The organism is Spongiibacter sp. (assembly GCF_984394615.1).
On record NZ_CFHTQA010000038.1, the window covers coordinates 13,878 to 35,415 of the forward strand.

Consider the following 21,538-nt stretch of genomic DNA (forward strand, 5'->3'; position numbering starts at 1 on the left):
ACACAAGGATGGATATCGGAATCTCCGCCGAAAACCGGGATGCTATTGCCCAGGGCCTGAAGGGCTTGCTGGCAGACTCCTACACACTGTATTTACAGACGCATAATTTCCACTGGAATGTGACCGGCCCGCAGTTTCGGCCGCTGCACTTGATGTTTGAAGAGCAGTACACCGAATTGGCGGTGGCTGTGGATGACATTGCCGAGCGCATCCGCTCACTGGATGTGGCGGCGCCCGGTACCTACAAGGCCTTCGCCTCGCTGACGGCGATCAAAGAAGTCGAAGAGGTGCCCGAGGCCAAGACCATGGTCGCGATGCTGTGCGAGGGTCACGAGCAGGTGGTGCGGCGCTGTCGCGACGTGCTCAGTCTGGCGCAGGATGCCGGGGATGAGTCATCCGCCGGGCTGATTTCAGACCGCATGCGCCTGCACGAAAAAACGGCGTGGATGCTGCGCGCGATGCAGTAAGGCCGTCGACCGGCGCCTGAGTGGCGCCGGTTCAGCGTCATGTCTCATAAGTCGGCAGCGTTCACGCCATGCCTCGGCTGATCCGACGGATTTCCCGCATATGCTCCACCACCTGCTGCATTCTTGCCACGATGGCTTCCGCCTCCGGATTCAGTTGGGCGGGAGTTGATCGGCTGGTAAACAGCGTCACGCCAAGATAGTGCTCCAGACGGGTGATCTGTCCGCTCATGGTGCCGGGAGTGACATTGCAGAAGCGCGAGGCTTCCTGCAATGAGCCTGTTCGGAGCAACTCGACAACGTACTCAATCGTTCTGCAATTCACGGTTTTCCCCTTCTGCTTTGCCTTTCTTAATATTAGTTTTATCTATCGAAATAATAAAAATGATTGTTTCTATGCTTGTGATAGTAAAAGGCAATGATCAAATCGTCTTATCCTGATCAGCGCTGTATACCGCGGGTCTCCCCGGTGAGGAAGGCGGCAATGACGCCGGGTTGATGGCGGCGCTTGCTATCCGTGGCGGTGTTGATTATTATGAGAATGGTTCTCATTTGTGTTATTGGCAGTGTCAGGTGATTACGCCTCGTGCACTGCCAGCGTCCCATTTCTTCTCCGGCCGGGTCTGTCGCTTCGTGAAGTACGCTGATCAAAAGCTTAAAACCTATATGACGCATCGCGCGGCGCTGGTTGACTACGCGACGCCGATTATTGGCTGTCGCGCGCGGGCGGAGGACATTGTTCAGGACGCCTTTCTACGCTATCTCCCCGGCGGTGAAGCACCCTCGGTGTCGGGAGTGGCCTACCTGTATCGCATCGTTCGCAACCTCGCGATTGATATGTTGCGGCGGTCGGCGATGGAGTCCCGGCACATGGACGGCAACAACGTGTCGTGGCTGGAACCGGTGGGAGAGGCCAGTCCCGAGGAGCATCTGGTGCAGGGCGATCAGCTCGGGCGACTGGCCAGGGTGCTGGAACAGCTGCCTGAAAAAGAGCGTCTGGCCGTCGAGATGCACCGCTTTGGCGGGTATACTCTGGCTGATATTGCGGCGCGGCTGGAGGTTTCCACTGCGACAGTACATCGCATGATTCGGCAGGCGCTGGTGCAACTGGCCAGCGCGCTGGACGAGGACGCGCCGCAGTGAATGCCGGAGCGCGCCGCCCGCGACAGGGAACTGCGTCTGAAAAAAGCGCTCCGATTATTCGTTTACTCAGCATTGACGCTATGCGAATTGGAGAGAGTCTGGCTCAGGATTGAGCCGGAACCCGGCAATGACCCACAAGCCTTCTAAACCCGACGCCGACGCGCTGCTTGAGCAGGCCATCGATTGGATGCTGCGCAGTGAGCAGGCGCCCGACGATGTGGAATTACGGCGCGAGCTGGCCGCCTGGCTGGCCGCCGATCCCGGACACGCCTACGCCTGGCAGCGCGCACGCAATGTGTGGAATACGATGGGCGGAATGGAGCCCGATCGCAGCCAGTGGCCCGCAGCGGTTGAAGCGGCCGAGCGCCGCCCGGAGCCGGTGGCGCCGCCGCGTCGTGGAGTGCTGAAGCCCCTGCTGACGGTTGCGGTGGCGGCGTGTCTGCTGGTGGTGTTGTGGCCGTCTCTGCGTTTGCAACTGTTGGCCGATCATCAGACCGGCAGCGGCGAGCTGCGTGAAGTCTCACTGCCCGACGGCAGCCGCGTTCACCTCAGTGCCGAGAGTGCGATCCGCACCAATTACTCCGATGGTGAGCGACGCGTTGAACTGCTGGCAGGGCAGGCGTTTTTCGATGTGGTGCGCAATGCCCAGCGGCCTTTTGTGGTGAGTGCCGACAGCATGGATGTGACCGTGCTGGGTACGTCATTCGATGTGCAGAATGCCAGCGGGCTGTATGCCGTGAGCGTACAGAGTGGCGCGGTGTCGGTAAGCTATGACGGCGATCTGGGGCATCAGCTCGTGCCCGGCCAGCAGCTGACACTGGAGCGCCGCAGCGGTGAGCTGCGGGTCGACAGCATTGCGCCTGAAAACGTGGCGGCCTGGCGGGAAGGGCGGCTGTTCGTTCACAACCGCACCGTGGCCGATGTGGTGGAAGCCCTTGATCGCTTCTATCCCGGCAGTATTTTTATCGCCGACCCGGCTTTGGCGAAGCGCCGGGTGACCGGCAGTTACGACCTGAGGTCTCCCGACCTCGCCCTGCGTGGTCTGATCCAACCTTACAGCGGGCAAGTGCTGGAACTGGGCGGCCTGCTGCGCATCGTACGGGGCTCCTGAGCCCCCGCTTTCCGCCCTTTGGGCGCAAATTTCAACTTTTCCTGATTCCCATGAAAAAAGTCGTGAGGCTGTTCGTTTTTGAAGAGCAGTTTCTGCGAATGAGATTTATTTTTGATTGGGAAGTGTTGCATGTTGAGGTGCTGGAAAAGCCGGATTTTCTTGTCGGTGCTGTTGAGTCTGTGCGGGGTAGGGAGTGCCGTTGCGCAATCGGCTGCGGCGCCGCTACGCCATTTTGAGATTCCCTCCCAATCCCTGCATCTGGCGCTGGGGCAGTTCGCCCGGCAGTCGGGTATGCAGGTGTCGGTGGATGCGCCCACGGTAGATGGATTGATGTCCTGGCCCTTGTCCGGCGAATTCACGGTGGATCAGGCCTTGAACACCCTGCTCACGGGCACCGGCCTGCAATGGTATTTGAGTGACGATGCCACCGTTGTGCTGCAATCGACAGCGGTCGACGGCATGACCCTGCTGCCCAAGCTGAAAGTGGAGAGCGGGGTCGACATTGCCGCCGAGGACGCGCCCTACCGTGCGGCGGAGTCGTCGAGTGTGATCACCAGTGAGCAGATTGCCCGCTTTCGCGGTACCTCGGTCGGCGATATTTTTCAGGGCACGCCCGGCGTACTGGTCGGCGAGAACCGCAACAGTGGCGGCCTGGATATCAATATTCGGGGCATGCAGGGGCAGAGCCGGGTGCCGGTACTGATCGATGGCGCGCGGCAGGAAACCACTGTGTATCGCGGTTATGCGGGGGTGGCATCGCGCAGCTATGTCGATCCCGATCTGATCGGCGGTATCGATATCAGCAAAGGCCCGGTGATGGATGCCGATGGTGCCGGTGCGACTGGGGGTGTGGTGAGCATGCGCACGCTGTCGGTGGACGACATCATCACCACCGACAAGGATTGGGGCTTGCGATTGCGCGGCAGCCTGATGAGCAACAGCAGTCGCCCGCCCAGTGCTGGTACGGCTGCCGGGGTGAACGGCACCGGTATCGTATACCGCGTGGATTGTGCTTCACCGGGGCTCTGTGAAGGTGAGCATGCGCTGCCGGAGAGCTTCGGCGAGCCGTCGGGAATGGATCGTCCGGGGCTGCTCGATTTTCGCAGTTGGGCGGGCAGTCTTGCGCTGGCCAAGCGCTTTGAAACCGTCGATGTGGTTATCGCCTACGCGCAGCGGGATCAGGGCAACTACTACACCGGCAAAGACGGCCCGATTCCCGATGTAGAGCTGCAATACCGCGAGCTGCCGTTCTATACCGAGGTGACGGCGCTGCGCGAGGGAATTTCGCGTTTTCGCGGCGAGGAGCGCGTGGTCAACAGCAACAACAAGAGCAAAAGCCTGTTGCTGAAAAGCGATATCTACCTGCCGGACGACCAGCTTTGGACATTGAGTTACCAGCGCTACGACAGTGAGTACGGCGAGTTGATGCCCTCGCAGCTCATCTGGCTGGAGAAAATACGCCAGACCGAGAGCAGCACGGTGACAGCCGATACCTACACCAGTCGCTACCAGTGGAATCCGGGTAATCGTGACTGGCTGAATCTGCGGGCCAATCTCTGGCATACCCACACCCGGTCGCTGAACCGCAGTTACTCCGAAGATATCTACGAATCGTTCAACTCTCCCGAGCCGAAGGCGGAGACCTACGACCGATATGGGCTGGATCTCAGCAATGAAATGACGTGGCAGGGCTGGGGTGAGCACCTGTTGTCCTACGGGCTCAGTGGGAGGATATTGATACTCCAATTCCTGCCGAGGATCTGGAGAACCCGCTTGCCAATGCGGCGTTTGGTCGTATCGGCGAGCGCGACGAGCTGGCGGCATTTCTCAACTGGCAGTGGCAACCCTGGGAAGAGCTGACCCTGAACAGCGGTATTCGTTATCTGCGGGTGGAAACCGAAGACCACAAGCCCATTGTTCCTCAGGGTGAGATGCAGTGCGTTTACGATGCCACCGGCGAGTGCGTTGATGAAGTGTATGTGGAGAGCATTTACTGCGTGGATCGCGATGGCGACGGCGAGTGCGATCCGATTAGCTATCGCACCCGCAACAGTGGTTCTGCGCCGGTTTTCAGCGTGAGCTGGGAGCCCTGGCTGAACGGCGTGCAGTTTTATCTGCGCCACGCGGAAGCGCTGCGGATGCCCAGCCTATTTGAAGCTACCCAGGGTTGGTCGGTAAAGCCGGCACTGGATGTGGCGCTGCGTCCCGAACACGCGACGAACCGCGAAGCGGGGGTGAATGTACTGCGCCGCGACATGCTGTTTGAGGCCGACCGCCTTGCCCTGAAACTCGCGCGCTTCCGCAACCTGACCGAGGACTATCTGACGCGCACGTCTCCCAATGTGTGGGAGGAGGGCAATGAAATGTTCGTGATGCGCAATATCGACAGCGTCGAATTGCACGGCACCGAGCTGAGTGTGGAATACGATCAGGGCCGCTTTTACGGCAGCGTTGCCGGGACCAAATACGACCATATCGAAGTCTGCCACTACGGCAGTTATCGGCGTGAACGCTGTAATGATTACGGCGTTGCCAACTCCTACTTCAACAACATGATTCCCCCCGAGTGGCACGCGACGGTAACGCTGGGCGCAAGGCTGTTCAAAAAACGGCTGGATACCGGCCTGCGTCTGACCTATATGGGGCAGCGCACACCCACCCCCCCTTTTAACGATGACACGGCACGGGGTTTCAACAGCCCGGTGCCGTGGCACGCCTACCGACTGGTCGACCTCTATGCGAGCTGGCAACACAGCGAGCAGTTGAGTGTGGATTTCAATATCGACAATGCCACCGATCAGTACTACCTCGATGCCCTGAGTCTGGGCATGGTCCCGGCGCCAGGCCGCACTGCGCGGCTCAGCCTGACCTGGAGTTTTTAACTTTCGCTCATTAATGGAGAAATCATCCATGCGACCTCTTACAAAATTGCGCGTACTCATGTGCGCCTCGCTGCTGCTCGCCGCCTGTGGTGGCGGTGGTGGTGGCGGAAGCAGCAGCCCCAAACCTACCGCTGATGCGGGCGATGATCTCACGGTACAAATGGGCGACACGGTTGCCCTCGACGGGTCCGCCAGCAGCTCCCCGCGCGACGGTGCAGCGCTCAGCTATCAATGGACGCTGGTCGCCCAGCCGGAATCGAGTGAGGCCGAACTGGTCGATGCCGATACCGCATATCCGAGTTTTGTCGCGGATTTTCCCGGTGAGTATGAAGTCGACCTGCTGGTTAATGACGGCACCCGGGACAGTAATCACGATCGCCTGATGGTCACGGCGACGAACCCGGACCCGGTGGCCGTGGCTCAGACCGAATACAGTGAGCTGGTCGGCACGACTGTGGCCCTGGACGGCAGTAACAGCTTGCCACCTACCGGTGGCGATGCGGCATTGCTGGAGTACGAATGGACGCTGGTCAGTCAGCCCGCTACCAGCACGGCTGAACTGACGACTCCCTATTCGGCAGTCAGTGGTCTGTATACCGACACCGTGGGCAGTTATCTGGTGACGCTGCTTGTGCGCTATGACGGCAACGTCAGCAACACGCTGGAAATCGAGGTGATGGCGAACCTGTCTAACACCAAGCCCACCGCCGATGCGGGTGGCCCGTATACCATCGAGCGCGGCCAGACGCTGACGCTGGATGGCACTGGCAGCAGCGATGCCGATGGTGATGATCTCAGCTACCGCTGGTATATGTACATGCCGGGCAATAGCAACGGCTATATCGCGGTTGGCAATTCCTTGAAAAACGGTTCTGCGCTGCGCGTTGAGTCGGCGCTGGATGGTGCAGATACTGCGACCCCGACGATTACTCCGGATGTCGCGGGTGACTGGCAGGTGCATCTGGTGGTCTACGACGGCACGGCGCCGAGCGGCATCAGTACCGCCAAAATCACCGTGAACGTGCCCGAGGACGCAGAGAACACGCCGCCGGTGGCCAGCGAGAATATCACTCAGCGAACCGACGCCTACTCGCCAGTGTATTCGCAGGAGCTGGAACTGGGTGGCGCGGGCTATGTGTCCGGTAATTCCTGGGATCTCGACGGCGATGATCTGACCCAGCGCTACCGTTGGGTCAGCACACCGGAGGGGTTTGAGGAGCCCGACCTCAATGCCATGTCCTGGCCGTATTTTTCTGCCACTCACGAGGGCGAATATCTGCTTGAAATCATTGCTAACGATGGGCAGGCGGACAGTGCGCCGCTGGAGCGAAAATACATTGTTCGCACCGGGGCCAATCGTGCGCCGCGTCCCGCAGTGGCTCCTGACTCAATCACTCTGTCAGTTGGCGAGGTGGCCTGGTTTGATGGGCGTGGCAGTTCGGATCAGGACGGTGATAGCCTGACTTACCACTGGCTGCTGTTCGATAAGCCGGACGGCAGCGCCGCTGAATTGCAGTATGAAAATGTGGTGACCGAAGAAGGCGTTACCCTGAAAAATGCCCGAGCTGGGGTGCTCACCGACAAGCCCGGCATATACATCGCCTGGTTGTGGGTCACCGACAGCCACGGTGTTACTACGCCGCAGCAGACGATTTCTTACGGCAAAGTGATGGCGAAGGGCTCAAATAGTGCGCCGACCGTGGAACGCATCAGCAATGACAATGCGCACCACCGCATCCGTCATCGCAACACGCATTTTGATACCGAAGATCAGCCTTATATCGCGAACGGTGAGCCGCTGACCTTTCACAGTGTGAATGTTGTTGACCCCGACCTGGACACGCTCTACTACCTGTGGACGCTCTCGCAACCGGAAGGCAGCGACCTGACGGATGCCGCCGATACGGCAGACTTCTACAGCGGCATTGCGCAGGTGCCAGGACGTTATACGGCATCGTTCCTCGTCAGTGACGGCATTGATACTTCGGCGGAAGAATCGATCAGCTTTGATGTGGTGGCCCGCGAGGACTACCCCAGCCTGTTGCTGGAAGACTTCTATTCTGCCAGTGACAAGAATTCCTGGGATCGACACGTATCGCAAAACTCGCCGGGAGTGACGTTCCCTGTCCAGAAGGCCTTCCCTTATTGGTTGCACGACTCGGGTTCTTTCCCCATCAGTCATTGGAGGCTGGAGCTTGGCGACAACATTATCAAGAGCTACCGGCTCACCGCCTACGGTGGCGATTACACCATTACCAATCTGGTCGTCGAGCCTTCTGAGAACGCCGATTTCCCTGAAATTACCGGGAAGATTGTCGGCCTGACGAATGGGCAGGTGATTGAGGAAGGTGAAACCGTGGAGTTCAGCCTGATCATGAACCTGAGCGGCAATATCGACAACAGCGGCAATGGTACCGACAACGTTGTGGAAGGGCTGTCATACCAGTTTGATGTTGCGGAAAAGCCCGGCTGGAGCTTTGAGTATCGCCCCCACGTGTATTAATCCACGTTTGATCGCGGCGAGGTGTTGGCCTCGCCGCGTTTTCTTTCCTCAGAATCTGTTTCCAAGTTATGGACAAAAAAACACGACATGCCGTGCTGTTGGCGGCGCTGTTTGCGCTGACGCCTGACAGCCGTGCCGCGACAGCCATCGAGCTGGCCCAGCAGCATAATGAGCAGGCGATAGCGTTGCATCGGCAAGGCGACTTCGCCGGAGCCATCAGGCATTACCGCGAGGCGCTGCCAGCGATAGTCGAGTATTTTGGTGAGGGCAGTGTCGAGCGGGCCAGGGTGTTGAGCAGTCTGGCCGATGCGCAGTTGGCCGCTGCCCAATATCGTGATGCGGAGCAGAGCTATATGCGCCTGCTGGAAATTGTTGATGCCTCACAGGCGCCACTGATGCAGGCGGACGCACTGAATGGCCGGGCCTCTGCGCTGTACATGCGGCGCCGCTACCGCCAGGCAGAGCCGCTGTTTCTGAAGGCGCTGTCAATCATCGAGTCGCAACAGCCTCTCGATTCGGCGCGTGCTTTGTTGGTACTCGACAATCTGACAGCGGTTTATCAAAGCCTGCACAACGCTGCGAAAACAGAGCTCTATTCACGCCGGGCTTTGCGATTGCGTCAGGGCAGCGAATAGCGAAATCACTTGGCGTGTGTGGATACCAATGGCCTGGGTGCCGTTTTTTTACTGCTTTCCAGTGCCAGTGAGAAATAGCGCAGGAATCGGACGCCAGCTATGGGGCGCTGAGATACACCTCGGCATTGATGATGAAATGAACGCACTGGACAGTTTTCTGCTCAGCCTGAGTTCACGCACGCCCAGTCGGCGATCGGTCTCAACAAGCGGCCACTGAAAACTCGTTATTTTTCTGGAGAAAATTGCGCTGTTGAGCAGTTTTTTTGCGCTATAGTGAGTGCGGTAATGACGATGTTGCGTGTTGGCGAGAAGGCAGGGGGTGTTCGTGAAAGCGATTGTGGGCGGTGGGCCGAAGAAAGTCCTCTATACCCTGAGAACGGCCAGTCGAATCGGCCTGCTGAATTCCGCCAAGGCGCTCAATTCCCGAAACGCCTGCAAAGCCTGCGGCCTGGGCATGGGCGGCCAGCACGGTGGTATGACCAACGAGCTGGATGAATTCCCCTCCGTCTGCAATAAAAGCATTCAGGCGCAGTCGACAGATATTCAGGCGCCGATTCCCGATGAAGTCTTTGCCCACACGCTGGATGATTTTCGCGCACTGTCAGCGCGGGAACTGGAAACGCTGGGGCGTCTCGGTAAGCCGGTATATAAACCGGCTGGTGAAGATCGCTATCGCGTCGTGGAGTGGGAATGGGCGTTGAAGCGCGCCGCAGAGGGCTTGAAGGCCGTCTCGCCGAATCGCAGCTTTTTCTACAGCTCCGGTCGCTCCTCCAACGAAGCGGGTTTTCTGCTGCAATTGATGGCGCGCCTGTACGGCACCAATAACATCAGCAACTGTTCCTACTACTGTCACCAGGCTACCGGCGAGGCGCTCGGCAATACCATTGGCACTGGCACGGCGACGGTCGAGTTGGACGATGTGGCGCACTGTGATCTGTTTTTTCTGATCGGCGCCAATCCGGCGTCGAATCATCCCCGTTTGCTCCATAAGCTGATTGCCTTGCGTCGCCGGGGCGGGGCGGTGGTGGTCATTAATCCCCTGCGCGAAGCCGGGCTGGTGCAGTTTGCGGCGCCGAAGATGCTCAGCTCGATGATGAAGGGAGGGGACGAGGTCGCCAGTATCTACCTGCAACCCAAAACCGGCAGCGACATTGCGCTGTTTACGGCGATTGCCAAAGCGATTCTCGAGCGGGGTGGCGAGGCGACGGCGTTTATCCGGGCGCACTGCGAAGGCTTTGACCTGTTGCAGGAGCATGTGCTTGCGCAATCCTGGGAGTCCTTGCTGGACGCCTGTGGTGTGCCCAAGTCGCAGATTGATCAAGTTGCCGAGTTATACATCGGCTCGGAAAACGCGATTTTTGCCTGGGGAATGGGGATGACCCATCACCGTCACGGCGTCGACAATATCGAATGGATCAGCAATCTTGCGTTGCTGCGCGGCATGATCGGCAAGGTAAATGCCGGTTTGCTGCCACTGCGCGGGCACAGCAATGTGCAGGGCATTGGCACCATCGGTGTGAAACCGGTGTTGTCGGAAGAGGTGTTTGCGCGCATTGAAGCCAGCTATGGCGTTACGCTGCCCACGGAAAAAGGTATGCACACGCTGGAGTCGCTGGAGAGGGCGCACGACGGCGGTATCGATGCTGCGCTGATAATGGGCGGCAACCTCTACGAGGCCACGCCAGACAGTCGGTGGGCCGCTGAAGCACTGGACCGTATCGGCCTGAAGATCTTCCTGACCACGACGCTGAATCGCGGCCATGTCACCGGCGTGGACCGCGGTGAGTCGCTGATTCTGCCAGTCTGTGCCCGCGATGAGGAGCCCGAGCCGACCACACAGGAGTCGATGTTTAACTACGTGCGATACAGCGAGGGCGGCATTCAGCGCATTGCTTCGGTGCGATCGGAAGTGGCGATTCTGGCGGATATCGCGGCGCAACTGCTGCCGGATTGCGGTCTCAATTTTGCGGAGTTCAAGCGTCATCAGAAAGTCCGGCAGGCGATTGCCGAACTGGTGCCGGGGATGGAGGAGCTGGCCGATATCGACGTGGCCCGGCAGGAGTTCATGGTGCGCGGGCGCATCAAGCATACGCCGGATTTCAATACGCATGACGGTAGGGCGCGCTTTGTGGTGCCTGCGGGCGTGAAGGACGACAAATCGTCTCGCCCCTTCACCCTGATGACGCTGCGCAGCGAAGGCCAGTTCAACTCGATTATTTATGAAGAGGCCGACAGCTACCGGGATGTGCAACATCGTTGGACCGTGCTGCTTAACCAGCAGGACGCACTGGAGCTGGGTGTGGCAGAAGGCGATGTCGTGGATATTGTGTCGGACTTTGGCCAGATGTCGGCGGTAGAGGTGAAACTGTTTAATTTGCCGCGTAGCTGTATTGCCGCGTATTACCCCGAAGCCAATGTGCTCAGTTCGCGGCTGACCGATCCGCGTTCGCACACCCCGCAGTTCAAGTCGATAGCCGTTTCCCTTGTGCGCAGCTCCCGTCATCCCGGTCTTGGTGTTTAAGCATAAACGCGTACAATTCCGGCGGACAGTCGAGGGAGGAATGGGATATATACCTCCGCCGTTTTCTTGCTCAGCCGGGACATAGCCAGTGAAAGACCTTATCAAGTCGATGGTCGAGAACCCTGATACCCTTCAGGGCAAGGTATTTGCGCTGACCATTCAGTTTCTGATTGTGGTGTCGCTGTTTACCTTTTCCGTCGATACCCTGCCCGACCTCGATAGCGAGACCAAGCAGCTACTGCGCAACATCGAAATTATTACGGTGGGGATCTTTACGGCGGAATACCTGTTGCGGCTCTATGTCGCCGAGGTGAAGCGCTGGTTTATGTTCAGTTTCTTCGGGATTGTCGATCTGCTGGCGATTGTACCGTTCTATCTTTCCACCGGGCTCGACCTGCGCTCTATACGGATCGTGCGCCTGCTGCGCTTGATTCGAATATTCAAACTGTTTCGCTACAGTCGCGCGATAAAGCGGTTTCATCGCGCGGTCGTGATTGCCAAGGAAGAATTGATTCTGTTTGGTTTCGTGGCCTTGATTGTGTTGTACCTGTCGGCCGTGGGCATTTACTACTTCGAGAATGCCGCTCAGCCCGACAACTTCAAATCGGTTCTCCACAGCCTGTGGTGGGCGGTCACCACTCTGACAACCGTGGGCTATGGCGATATGTATCCGATTACCGCTGGCGGCAAGTTTTTTACGTTTCTGGTGTTGATGCTGGGTCTTGGCGTGGTGGCGGTGCCGACGGGGCTGCTGGCCTCGGCATTGTCCCAGGCGCGGGACGAAGAGGGTCAGTAATATTACTCTGCTACCGGCCACTCGCTGATAAACTGCATAAAGCAACGCACTCTGGCGGAGTCGCGCAGATCACTGTGTGTCAGCAGCCACAGTTCCGAGGTGACCAGTGGTGTATCTGAAATCGGCAGTAGCTCGGGGTAGCGTCTGGCGATGGGTGCGGTCATCAAGCCGAGCACAACGCCCTGCCGAACCATGGCCACTAGCTGGCTGTTGCTGTTGGTACGCAGGGTGATGTGAGCATCCTCGACCATATTGCGAAAGTAGCGATCCCCGAAGTTTTTGCCGAAGGCTGCCTGCCAGATCACCCACGATGCCTTCTTCATATCGCCGCCGATACTGTCCAGGTACTCTCGGGTGCCGTAGGCATACATGGGAATATCCGTCAGCTTCCGCCCGACCAGCAGCTCCGGCGGGTGGTCGGTAATTCGGATCAGAATATCCGCCTGAGACTGGTTCAGGTTGTGTTGTTCTGAGGTGGCGAATACGGTGAGTTCGATGTCGGGATAGCGCCGCATGAATTCGGCCAGAGGCGCCGACAGATCGATCAGTGTGGTCTCGGGAATGGACAGGGTCAGTGGCCCGGCCAGCACATCGGATTGACCGCGAATTTTTCGCTCAAAGTGCAGGCAGCTTTCTTCCACGGCCTCCGCGTCACTCATCAGGCGCTCGCCGGCAGTGGTCAGGCGGTAACCGCTCTGACGACGATCAAAGAGTTTGACCTTGCGCTGGGTTTCCAGTCGATCGATACGACGGGCAACGGTCACATGCGTCACGCCCAGTGTGCGGGCGGCGCTGCTGAGCGAGCCGCTGCGTGCGAGCACCGTAAAGTAGCGAATATCGTCCCAATCCATCTGTACATTTTCTCACAATAACTGTTACTTCATTGAACTAACTATAACAGCATGCCTCTCGTAAACTGTAGCCCTTCAGCCAGTTTGGGAAGGTGGTTTATGCAAAGCGTGTCAGGTGCACAGGCCTTGGCGCTGCGCTATGCGCAGATTGTTGATGATCGAAGCTTTGAGGCCATGCGCGACATTCTTGTCGACGGCTTCACGCAGCGCGGTCCGGAGTGGCTTTGCGAGAGTGCAGATGCCTTTGTCGGCATGCTGAATATGCTTGCCGATAATTACCGCGCGACGTTTCACCTGGTTGCCAATCAGCTCGGCGAATGGAAGGGCGATTGCTACGAGGGGGAAACCTACTGCGTCGCCTCCCACATCTACGAAAAGGCCGGTCAGGGACGAAAGCTGGATATGGGGATTCGCTACCAGGAACAGGTGGTGTATGCCGATGGCGCCTACCGCTATGCCCGCCGCGACGTGACGGTCGTGTGGACCAGCGACCACTCCCTGAATGGCTGAAGCCAGTTTAAACGCACAATAATGAGAGCGCAGTTATGAAAGTACTTGTTGTCGGTGGCTCCGGCTTGATTGGCGGTGACGCCGCCCTCTACCTGAAATCACACGGTCATGACGTGACCATTATGGCGCGGAGTGCGCCAACAGCGCCCGTCTTGGCGGCCCTGCCTTTTGTGCGGGGAGACTATGTCAACGACGATATGAGCGACGGTCGCTTGAACCGCTTTGACGCGGTGGTGTTTGCGGCCGCAGCCGATATTCGCCAGGTGCCGATGGATGGCAGTGTTACGCCGGAAGACTTCTACCGGAAGGTGAATGATGAAGCGGTGCCGCGCTTTTTCGCGGCGGCTCGCGAGGCCGGTGTGCGCCGCGCTGTTTACATTGGCACCTTCTATCCGCAGGTGGCGTCACACCGTATCGGCGAATGTCCCTACGTAACCTCACGCAGTAACACCGATGAGGCAGTGCGCGCAATGAGCAGCGACAGCTTCACGGTATGCAGTCTCAATTTGCCCTTTGTGATGGGGCATATTCCGGGGCTGGATATCCCTCATATTGGCGCGCTTGTGGCCTATGCCAGCGGTGCCTTGAGTGAGCTGCCGGTGTTTGCGCCCAAGGGCGGCACCAACCATATCACGTCTCACGCAGTGGCTCAGGCGACGCTGGCGGCACTGGATCATGGCGAGTCGGGTCGGGCTTACTTGCTGGGTGATGAAAATTATAGCTGGAAAGAGTATCTCGAACTCTGGTTCGAGGCGGCAGGAAACCCACAAACGCTGGAGGTCCGAGAGGACGATCATCCCCTTCTGCCGAATGTGATTATGTTTGCCGGTCCTGGTGCCACCGTCAGCTATGAGCCGGAAGCGGTTGAGGAACTGGCCTACGACCGTCATCAGATCAACGCGACGATTAATACACTGGTGAAAGCCTATAGCGAGGCGTAATCGCTGTTTAACAACAGGCCGTCAGCCACGGGTGACTGACGGCTGCTCATCAATAGAGACTTATAATAAAAGGTAATTCCTGATGAAAAACCACACGTCACTGTTTGTAGCGACGGCGATGACCGCTGCCGTTAGTGCCCTGAGCAGCGGTTCGTTGCATGCCCAGGAAGCGACGCCTCCTGCGGCCTCATCCACCATTGAAGAAGTGCTGGTCACCGCGCGGCGTCGCTCGGAAAGCATGCAGGAAATTCCCGTATCAATGACGGCCTTTACCTCGTCGGACATTGCCGAAGTGGGGATTACCGATATTTCCCATGTGAGTGAGTTGACGCCGAATCTGGTCATTCTGCCTAACTCGGGTGGCAATGATGGCGCGTTGATTTGTATGCGGGGCCTGTGCCGCACCGACTTCACGATTACCGAAGACCCGATGGTCGGGGTTTATCTCGACGGCATCTATGTGGGCAAGTCGATCGGCTCCCTGTTCGATGTTGCCGAGCTCGAGCGAGTGGAAGTCTTGCGCGGACCGCAGGGCACACTCTACGGCAAGAATACGCTGGGCGGCGCGGTGATTCTTCACACTCGCAAGCCGTCTGGAGAGGTGGGCGGCAAGGCGACGGTGACGGCGGGTAATTATGGTCGCCGCGATGCGAAAGGCTATATCGAGTTTCCGGTGAATGACGAGCTGACGGCCAGTGTGTCGGTGCTCAGTAAAAATCGCGACCCGTTTGTGAAGAACACCCAGGGCGATGATCGCTGGGATGAGAACAACCGGGCGATCCACACCGCGCTTAACTGGCGGCCCACAGAAAACCTGATCATCGACTACGCCTTTGATCGTCAGCGCAAACGCGAACAGCCGATGGCATCGCAAATGACCTCGGCCAGCGGCTGGCTAGCGGCAATGTACGGGCAGGATGTGCGCCCTGATCGCGAAGACACTGTGAGTACTTTCGGGGCGTCGCACAGCAATATTGATATGACCGCACATGGTGCAACGGTGGAGTACAGTCTTGCGGACCGGGGAGGCTTTGAAGATTTGGTGATCAAATCTATTTCCGGCTATCGCAGTGTGAAGAACGAATTGCTGAATAACGCCACCGGGGCCAGCAGCCCGTTTATCTACAATGAGGACATCTTTGATTACGATGCCTTCACTCAGGAGATTCAGCTCACTGGTGCGGCGTTTAGCGGCTTTATTGATTTTGTGGTCGGCGCGTTTTATTTCAACGAAACCGGCGACTACAGCAACGAGCAGGAAATTGATGCCTTTGCCTCGCACGTCCTGCTGACCACCGAGATCGATAACACCAGTCAGGCACTGTTCACGGAAGTGACCGCTCACTTAACGGCGAGAATGGATTTGACATTGGGTGTTCGTTACACGGACGAGGATCGCGAGCAGCAGCACACACTCACCGATCTCACCAGCGGTTTTGTGGTGATGGATACCTACAATCAGACCTACCTCGGCGCGCCGGAGCAGATCCCCACGCAGATTGATGAGAGCAATGTGTCGCCGCGGGTCTCGCTGAATTATCAGTGGACGGATGATCTGATGACTTACGCGACCTACGCCCGTGGCTTTAAAAGTGGTGGCTTTAACGCGCGAAGCAATACGCCGCTGCAGTGGGGGCCGTACGATGATATGCAAGTGGACAGTTACGAGCTGGGGATGAAATCCACCTGGCTGGACAAACGCGTTCGCCTGAACATGACGGCTTTCCACCAGCAGTTGAGTGATATGCAGGCACAGGTCAATGCGGTTGATCCCGGCAATACCCAGGGCGGCTTTTCCATTGTGATCCAGAATGCGGCAGAAGCCACGGTAAACGGCGTGGAAGCCGAGCTGATCGTGCGGCTGATTGAAGGTTTGGATATCAGTGCGGGCTACGGCTACATCGATGCCGAGTACGACGAATTCAATTCGTTCGATATCAATACCGGTGCCATCAGTGATATCGCTGATGACCGCGCCTTCGAGTTTACGCCGAAGAACAGCTACAACCTGTCGCTGAACTACACCTTCCCCCGCTTTACCGACGCGGGTACCCTGCGGGCGAGGGTGGACTGGTCCGGCAGCAGCAAGGTCTACGTGACGCCCAAGATCAGTGGCAACGACGATATCACCCAAGACAGCTACTCACTTGTGAATGCGCGTATCAGCTTCGATGATGTCGCCGTCGGCGACGGGGTGCTGAGCTTCTCGCTGTGGGGCAAGAATCTGGCCGACGAGGAATACAAAATCGGTGGCTTCGAAGTTGATGCCGGGGGCGGCAATCGCGTCGGCACTAATCAGTGGGGTGAGCCGAGAACCTTCGGTTTTGATGTGAGCTACCGGTTCGGCTCCATGCTCTAAGATGATCCCTGTGTTCTGCAGGTTTGGCAGCCCAGGCGCTGAACCTGCAGCTTTTTCCTCGATATTCCCCCCGCCAGTCTGCGCCGTAGAATTTTTCTTCTCTACATCGACCAAGTCCGTTACCCGTTCGCGAAGTTTTGCGCAGGACAGCGCCAAGGCGGCGGGGTATGCTGCTCTCCTATTCCAATAATATTGATACTGCTCGGTATCGGGTGGAGAAAGCCCGCGAGCGGTGCCTCAGGAGGGAACGTGGAAGCCAGTCAATTTGCGCTGATCAGCGCCGGAGTGTTTATGCTGGTGGGGATGCTCACCGGCTGGTGGAAATATGCGCATATTGCACGCTCCGCCGATGCCACCGCGCCTGCCTATGTGGATATTTGCCATCGCACAGCCTTGATGTATGCCTTTGCCTGCATAGTGCTTCAACAGCTCGCGATGCACAGCCGTTGGAGTCATACCGTCAACCTCCTTGCCGTTGCCATTCCCATCTTGTTCTTCGCCTCGGCAGTGGCGACTTACGCTATTCACGGCTGGCTCAACGACACTGACAACCAGCTTCGGCAGCCCCACCGTTTGGGTACAAAGACCGTCCCGGCGGCTGCGGTACGCGCTTACATGTTGTTGTTGGCGCTTGGAGAAATCGGTGGGCTGCTGGTGCTGATAGCCGGAGTGGTTATGTAGTTTTCAGTCTTGTGGATATCATCAGTGCAGGGAGTGGGTAAAATAATATTGGAAATATTTTATTAATTCTAGGGTTAGCTTGAACCCTGGCTAATATGTGCTATACCAAGTATCTGAATAGGTATTGACCAAAATTTTTTCAAGTTATAGCATGGAATCCACATATGGATGGTTGCTAATGTAGTAAGAAGCGAGAGTCTTGGTGAGCAGGGAATAGAAAAAAGATAACGAAATATTCCCCTATGTCCGTCTTTTTATTCTCCTTCTGATTTTGAATTATCAAGAATAAAAATAACTGAGGTTGGCATTCCTAGTTCTTTTCCTCCTCGGTAAAAATCCTGTTGGAGTAGGGTAATGAAAATGATCACAAGGACGTGGTGGCTGTGCTTCGGTATGGCTTTTGCAGGTAGTGTGCTGGCTAGCGTCCCGTCCCCTGCTAATCCTGTATTTGCTTCCGCAACTGATGTAATTCCAAGCAATCTCCGTAGTCAGACGGATCGTGTTGGGTCGCTTAATGGTGAGTTTCGTGTTTCAGAGAGTGGTGCGGCTACATACCGTATCAATATATATGCGCCTCGAGGTACAGCGGGCGTCACCCCTCAAGTTAGTCTGAATTACTCCAGTTTGTCAGGTAATGGTATTGCAGGAAAAGGCTGGTCCTTAGGCGGTTTGGGAGGAATAAGCCGCTGTCGGCAAACTGAGCATCAGGATAAAAATCCGCTTCCGATTACATTCAGCGATACCGACAGGTTTTGTCTTGACGGTCAGCGGCTCCTCGTCGTGAGTGGCGCCTATGGTTCGCCTGGATCGGTCTATAAAACAGAGATTGACAGCTTTGTCACTGTGACTGGCGTGGGTGGTACACCTGGTCACCCGGATTACTGGGAGGTTGAGCGGAAAGATGGCTCGGTATCCCGCTATGGGAATGTCGGAAGTAATAGCTCAGAGAGCAAGGTTCTTAATCTAGATGGAACGGTATCCTCTATGGTTATGGTCTGGGCGCTGGATAGTTTTCAGGACAGTGTTGGCAATGAGATAAGTTATATTTATAGCAATGATGCCGAAGGGCATAGGGTTGCGAATATTAACTATGCGTATGGGGCGTATTCTACAGCGGGGGCAAGTATCCATTTCGAATATGAAGATCGTGTAATCGACCCTTCGGAAAGTTATGTTGCAGGGTACAAAACAAGAAATACTAAGCGCCTTAAAAGAATTTTATCAAAGAATGGGTCGTCAGTCGTTAAAATATACAAGCTTCGATACCTGGATAGTGATAATGGATCACCAGATATTACGGGGCTGTCGAAGCTAGTTGGCGTTAAAGAGTGTTTCTCGGAGAATAGCTGCTTGCCGGAAACGAAGTTTGAATGGTCTTTGCCGCAGCAAGGCTTCTCAAGCTCGCCTAGTGGCAGTTTCGACATGATTACTCGCAGCAGAAGAGGATTGATGAACTACCAGCCGGCCGATATTAACGGCGACGGCTATATGGACTTGGTTTGGTTGGAATGGGATATAAATGGGGATGATTACGATCATGCAATACAATATGCGTTGTCAGATGGAGAGAAGCTCGTAAAGGCGTTATTCACAAATAATTCTTCTGAAAAGAAGTATCAGGAGGATGCTGACGATGAAACAGTTGTTCTAAAAGTCGTAGATTATAATGCAGATGGGCGGCAGGATGTGGCCGTTTTTAATAGCAGGGCAGGGCAATGGAGTATACTGCTGTCGACTCCTTATCCTGATGGGGAGTGGAGGCTGAGTAGCACGCCTGTGCCTACAGGAATAACTGAAAGTGATGTTAACTTCCAAGATTTGAACTCTGATGGTTTGCTGGACTTGTTGGTCCTTGCTGACGATCTGAAAATGAGGTTAATGGAAGTTAACCCTTCTGAGTCAGCGTCGTCCTCTAGTTATTATCATTGGGGGGGGGAGCAATCCTATACAGTGCCATTGAATGAGAATTCTTTCTTCTATGGGCCAGGTGGTGGAGGTGGGTTTGTCCCATGGCCTAATTTGGTTGATTCTTCTCTTGAGCTTGACGGTGATGGGCGTTCAGACTTCCTGTTGCATTCTTCTTCCACAATGTTTATCGGTCCATATGGTTCTGTGCCTGGGCCGCCAGAACTCGATATGCTCGTATTTTCGGGGGGGGCGATAGAACGTTACGAGTTTTTTGGGGTCGTGGGAGGACTTTCGCCTGGGGTTGATCCCAGCTTGGAACACTCGGCAGAGGTTCGGTCTGGTGATTTCAATAAAGATGGTTTAAGTGATCTCTTTCTTAGGTATTACCGTGGTGAAGATGAGGGTGGTTTCGAGTGGTCTTACTATTTAAATAACGGTGGTGGATTTTCTGGTTCGGAAGGGAAATTATTCGGTAGTATGAATCCAAAAGTGCCTCCAATTTTTGTGGATTATAATAGTGATGGATACTTGGATGTTCTCTGGCACGACACAGATAATAATGTAATAAAAGCATCCTTGTGGAGCAAGGAAGAGAATGGCTTTTCAGGATCGCTGATAGATGTGGTGGATACCTCAGGTGATACAGATCACGCCCATATTTTTCAAGATGTAAATGCCGATGGGGTTGTTGATTATGTCAGGATTGAAGAGGATAGAGTTTACACTTATTTGGGCTTGGGGGAGGAGTCCCCTAATGTAATTACTAGGATAACATCGGGTTTTGGGTCGATAACTGAGATAACGTATGAGCCCTTTGGTGATAGTGATAATTACGAGAGGCTGGCGGTTGGTAGTAGTGGGGAGACCATCCACTTTTGTTTTCCAATTGGTAGTACAAATTGTAGTGAGCATACGTATATTAAGGTTGATAAGGAATCGTTTTATTCAGATTTGAACGGGAGCTGGAAGCTACCGCCTGGATCTAAAACTTTAGGAAAAAATAGCCCCACTTTGGAAATAAATGCGTCTACTCCTATTGTTGTTTCAGTGGCGAGTAGTGTTCCTGTTGCGGATAATCCTTTCGCTAAGAGTTCCGTAAGTTACTACTATGGTGAGGCAAAGATTCAAGCTTCGGGTAGAGGAAGTCTTGGGTTTCAGCGTCTCAAAACAGTAGATGAGCAAACCGGTATTAGCACTGTCACGACATACCGCCAAGACTGGCCTTTTGTTGGTTATCCACTCAGCACAAATGTGTACAGTGAGCAAGGTAATTTGCTTAAGGAGTCTCGCAATACTTGGGATGTTAAGAATATTTCTGACTGGGCGGCTGCTGCTGATACTGCTTCGGAATACGGCACGAAAAATTTGGGTAGCTTGCAACCCTATATTTCCAAATCTATCGAAAAGGTCTATAGGCTAAATGCTAACGGCGATGAGCAAGGGAGCATATTGAAGGTAGTAACTACAGATACTACTAACGATGCTTACGGAAACCCCACTCAGATAACGATTACTACGAATGGTGGTGGAAAAAAATACCGAACGATAACTACGAATACATACTCGCCTGCAGGCCTGCCCTCCGAATATGCGAAGAAATTTGGCCGTTTGTCAAAAACTGTCGTCAAAACACGTCGGGACGATGACGGAGATGGTCGCTATGAAGCGACAGAGCAGCGCACTTCATCTTTTAGTTATCATACATCAGGTGAAAAGTATGGGATGCTGCGTAGTGAAACTGTCGAGCCCACCAAGTCAGTTGAAAAAACGACCACTCACGTATATGACTCATTTGGCAATCGCGTGCGTTCATGGGTGTCGGCTAAGCACCCTCAAACGGGTGTTTTAGCGGAGCGTTGTAACAGTCCGGCTGTTCAAACTGTCGATCCGGATGACTACTATGATGCCAGAGGGCGCTACGCCAATCTCGAAGTAGATTGTTTGGGGCGTACTCTAAGCAGGATCAATGGGCGTAATAAATATGGCTCGCCAACAGAGGTTGAGAGCTATTTGACTGATGCGCAAGATGCTTTTGTAACCAAAAGGTATCGATATACAGGTGGTGGGTACCGTTATTTCGAGGCTGATAGTAGCGGTGCGTTTAGTGGATCAACGATGAAATCCTGTGGATCCTCGGGCTGTCCCGCAGCCATTGGGGCAAGTAGTTACACAAGTCATTGGGGCCCCGGAAACAGCGCGACGCCGGCCCGAGTCGAACTTGCCCGCGAATACG

16 protein-coding genes are annotated in these 21,538 nt (G+C 55.6%); 14 read left to right on the forward strand and 2 right to left on the reverse strand.

All coding sequences use genetic code 11. The annotated features are described in order from the left end of the window. The first annotated feature begins 8 nt into the window (after positions 1-8). Entirely contained in the window at positions 9-467 is a 459-nt protein-coding gene (locus AC5DB9_RS13070) for a Dps family protein (protein ID WP_272989477.1), read from the forward strand. 61 nt (positions 468-528) lie between these two features. Here AC5DB9_RS13070 and AC5DB9_RS13075 read toward each other — a convergent pair whose 3' ends face one another. After that, positions 529-789, reverse strand: coding sequence for a LysR family transcriptional regulator (locus AC5DB9_RS13075; protein WP_169530613.1), 261 nt, complete (start codon positions 787-789; stop codon positions 529-531). Positions 790-1,037: 248 nt separating this feature from the next. On the opposite strand from AC5DB9_RS13075, the gene AC5DB9_RS13080 reads away from it, so the two are divergent. The 8 genes from AC5DB9_RS13080 to AC5DB9_RS13115 all read left to right on the forward strand — a co-directional run bounded on the left by AC5DB9_RS13080 (position 1,038) and on the right by AC5DB9_RS13115 (position 12,055). Next, positions 1,038-1,607, forward strand: coding sequence for a sigma-70 family RNA polymerase sigma factor (locus tag AC5DB9_RS13080; RefSeq protein WP_272989485.1), 570 nt, complete (start codon positions 1,038-1,040; stop codon positions 1,605-1,607). 127 nt (positions 1,608-1,734) lie between these two features. Then, entirely contained in the window at positions 1,735-2,718 is a 984-nt protein-coding gene (locus AC5DB9_RS13085) for a FecR family protein (protein WP_272989487.1), read from the forward strand. A 129-nt stretch (positions 2,719-2,847) separates the two neighbouring features. Beyond that, positions 2,848-4,578 carry a TonB-dependent receptor gene (locus tag AC5DB9_RS13090; protein ID WP_272989490.1) on the forward strand — a complete coding sequence of 577 codons (1,731 nt, stop codon included), beginning with the start codon at positions 2,848-2,850 and terminating at the stop codon, positions 4,576-4,578. Further along, positions 4,479-5,600, forward strand: a complete 1,122-nt coding sequence (locus AC5DB9_RS13095; protein ID WP_337924567.1) for a TonB-dependent receptor domain-containing protein — start codon at positions 4,479-4,481, stop codon at positions 5,598-5,600. Before AC5DB9_RS13090 ends, AC5DB9_RS13095 begins: the two co-directional genes overlap by 100 nt. Before the next feature lie 28 nt (positions 5,601-5,628). Beyond that, positions 5,629-8,103 carry a PKD domain-containing protein gene (locus tag AC5DB9_RS13100; RefSeq protein ID WP_272989494.1) on the forward strand — a complete coding sequence of 825 codons (2,475 nt, stop codon included), beginning with the start codon at positions 5,629-5,631 and terminating at the stop codon, positions 8,101-8,103. Between the two features lie 68 nt (positions 8,104-8,171). Continuing rightward, entirely contained in the window at positions 8,172-8,738 is a 567-nt protein-coding gene (locus AC5DB9_RS13105; protein ID WP_272989497.1) for a tetratricopeptide repeat protein, read from the forward strand. A 325-nt stretch (positions 8,739-9,063) separates the two neighbouring features. Beyond that, a complete protein-coding gene (locus tag AC5DB9_RS13110; RefSeq protein ID WP_272989500.1) occupies positions 9,064-11,259 on the forward strand; it encodes an FdhF/YdeP family oxidoreductase in 2,196 nt (731 codons plus the stop codon). Positions 11,260-11,347: 88 nt separating this feature from the next. After that, positions 11,348-12,055, forward strand: coding sequence for an ion transporter (locus AC5DB9_RS13115; protein WP_272989503.1), 708 nt, complete (start codon positions 11,348-11,350; stop codon positions 12,053-12,055). 2 nt (positions 12,056-12,057) lie between these two features. Here AC5DB9_RS13115 and AC5DB9_RS13120 read toward each other — a convergent pair whose 3' ends face one another. Then, positions 12,058-12,906 carry a LysR family transcriptional regulator gene (locus AC5DB9_RS13120; protein ID WP_273035732.1) on the reverse strand — a complete coding sequence of 283 codons (849 nt, stop codon included), beginning with the start codon at positions 12,904-12,906 and terminating at the stop codon, positions 12,058-12,060. 99 nt (positions 12,907-13,005) lie between these two features. Here AC5DB9_RS13120 and AC5DB9_RS13125 point away from each other — a divergent pair, with 99 nt between their 5' ends. From AC5DB9_RS13125 to AC5DB9_RS13145, 5 genes are all read left to right on the forward strand, one after another. Then, positions 13,006-13,416 carry a nuclear transport factor 2 family protein gene (locus AC5DB9_RS13125; protein ID WP_272989507.1) on the forward strand — a complete coding sequence of 137 codons (411 nt, stop codon included), beginning with the start codon at positions 13,006-13,008 and terminating at the stop codon, positions 13,414-13,416. Between the two features lie 35 nt (positions 13,417-13,451). Then, positions 13,452-14,357: an NAD-dependent epimerase/dehydratase family protein gene (locus tag AC5DB9_RS13130; RefSeq protein WP_272989509.1), complete on the forward strand. Its 906-nt coding sequence runs from the start codon at positions 13,452-13,454 to the stop codon at positions 14,355-14,357. Positions 14,358-14,439: 82 nt separating this feature from the next. Continuing rightward, positions 14,440-16,716 carry a TonB-dependent receptor gene (locus AC5DB9_RS13135; RefSeq protein ID WP_272989512.1) on the forward strand — a complete coding sequence of 759 codons (2,277 nt, stop codon included), beginning with the start codon at positions 14,440-14,442 and terminating at the stop codon, positions 16,714-16,716. A 249-nt stretch (positions 16,717-16,965) separates the two neighbouring features. Then, positions 16,966-17,397, forward strand: a complete 432-nt coding sequence (locus AC5DB9_RS13140) for a hypothetical protein (protein ID WP_272989514.1) — start codon at positions 16,966-16,968, stop codon at positions 17,395-17,397. Between the two features lie 354 nt (positions 17,398-17,751). Further along, the coding region (locus AC5DB9_RS13145) for an FG-GAP-like repeat-containing protein (protein WP_483263619.1) at positions 17,752-21,538 on the forward strand (3,787 nt) is incomplete at its 3' end.

Bases quoted from the DNA above. Each gene is read 5' to 3' on its own strand.
- AC5DB9_RS13070 (WP_272989477.1), top strand. From the start codon at position 9: ATGGATATCGGAATCTCCGCCGAAAACCGGGATGCTATTGCCCAGGGC.
- AC5DB9_RS13085 (WP_272989487.1), top strand. From the start codon at position 1,735: ATGACCCACAAGCCTTCTAAACCCGACGCCGACGCGCTGCTTGAGCAG.
- AC5DB9_RS13090 (WP_272989490.1), top strand. From the start codon at position 2,848: ATGTTGAGGTGCTGGAAAAGCCGGATTTTCTTGTCGGTGCTGTTGAGT.
- AC5DB9_RS13100 (WP_272989494.1), top strand. From the start codon at position 5,629: ATGCGACCTCTTACAAAATTGCGCGTACTCATGTGCGCCTCGCTGCTG.
- AC5DB9_RS13105 (WP_272989497.1), top strand. From the start codon at position 8,172: ATGGACAAAAAAACACGACATGCCGTGCTGTTGGCGGCGCTGTTTGCG.
- AC5DB9_RS13120 (WP_273035732.1), bottom strand. From the start codon at position 12,906: ATGGATTGGGACGATATTCGCTACTTTACGGTGCTCGCACGCAGCGGC.
- AC5DB9_RS13125 (WP_272989507.1), top strand. From the start codon at position 13,006: ATGCAAAGCGTGTCAGGTGCACAGGCCTTGGCGCTGCGCTATGCGCAG.
- AC5DB9_RS13130 (WP_272989509.1), top strand. From the start codon at position 13,452: ATGAAAGTACTTGTTGTCGGTGGCTCCGGCTTGATTGGCGGTGACGCC.
- AC5DB9_RS13135 (WP_272989512.1), top strand. From the start codon at position 14,440: ATGAAAAACCACACGTCACTGTTTGTAGCGACGGCGATGACCGCTGCC.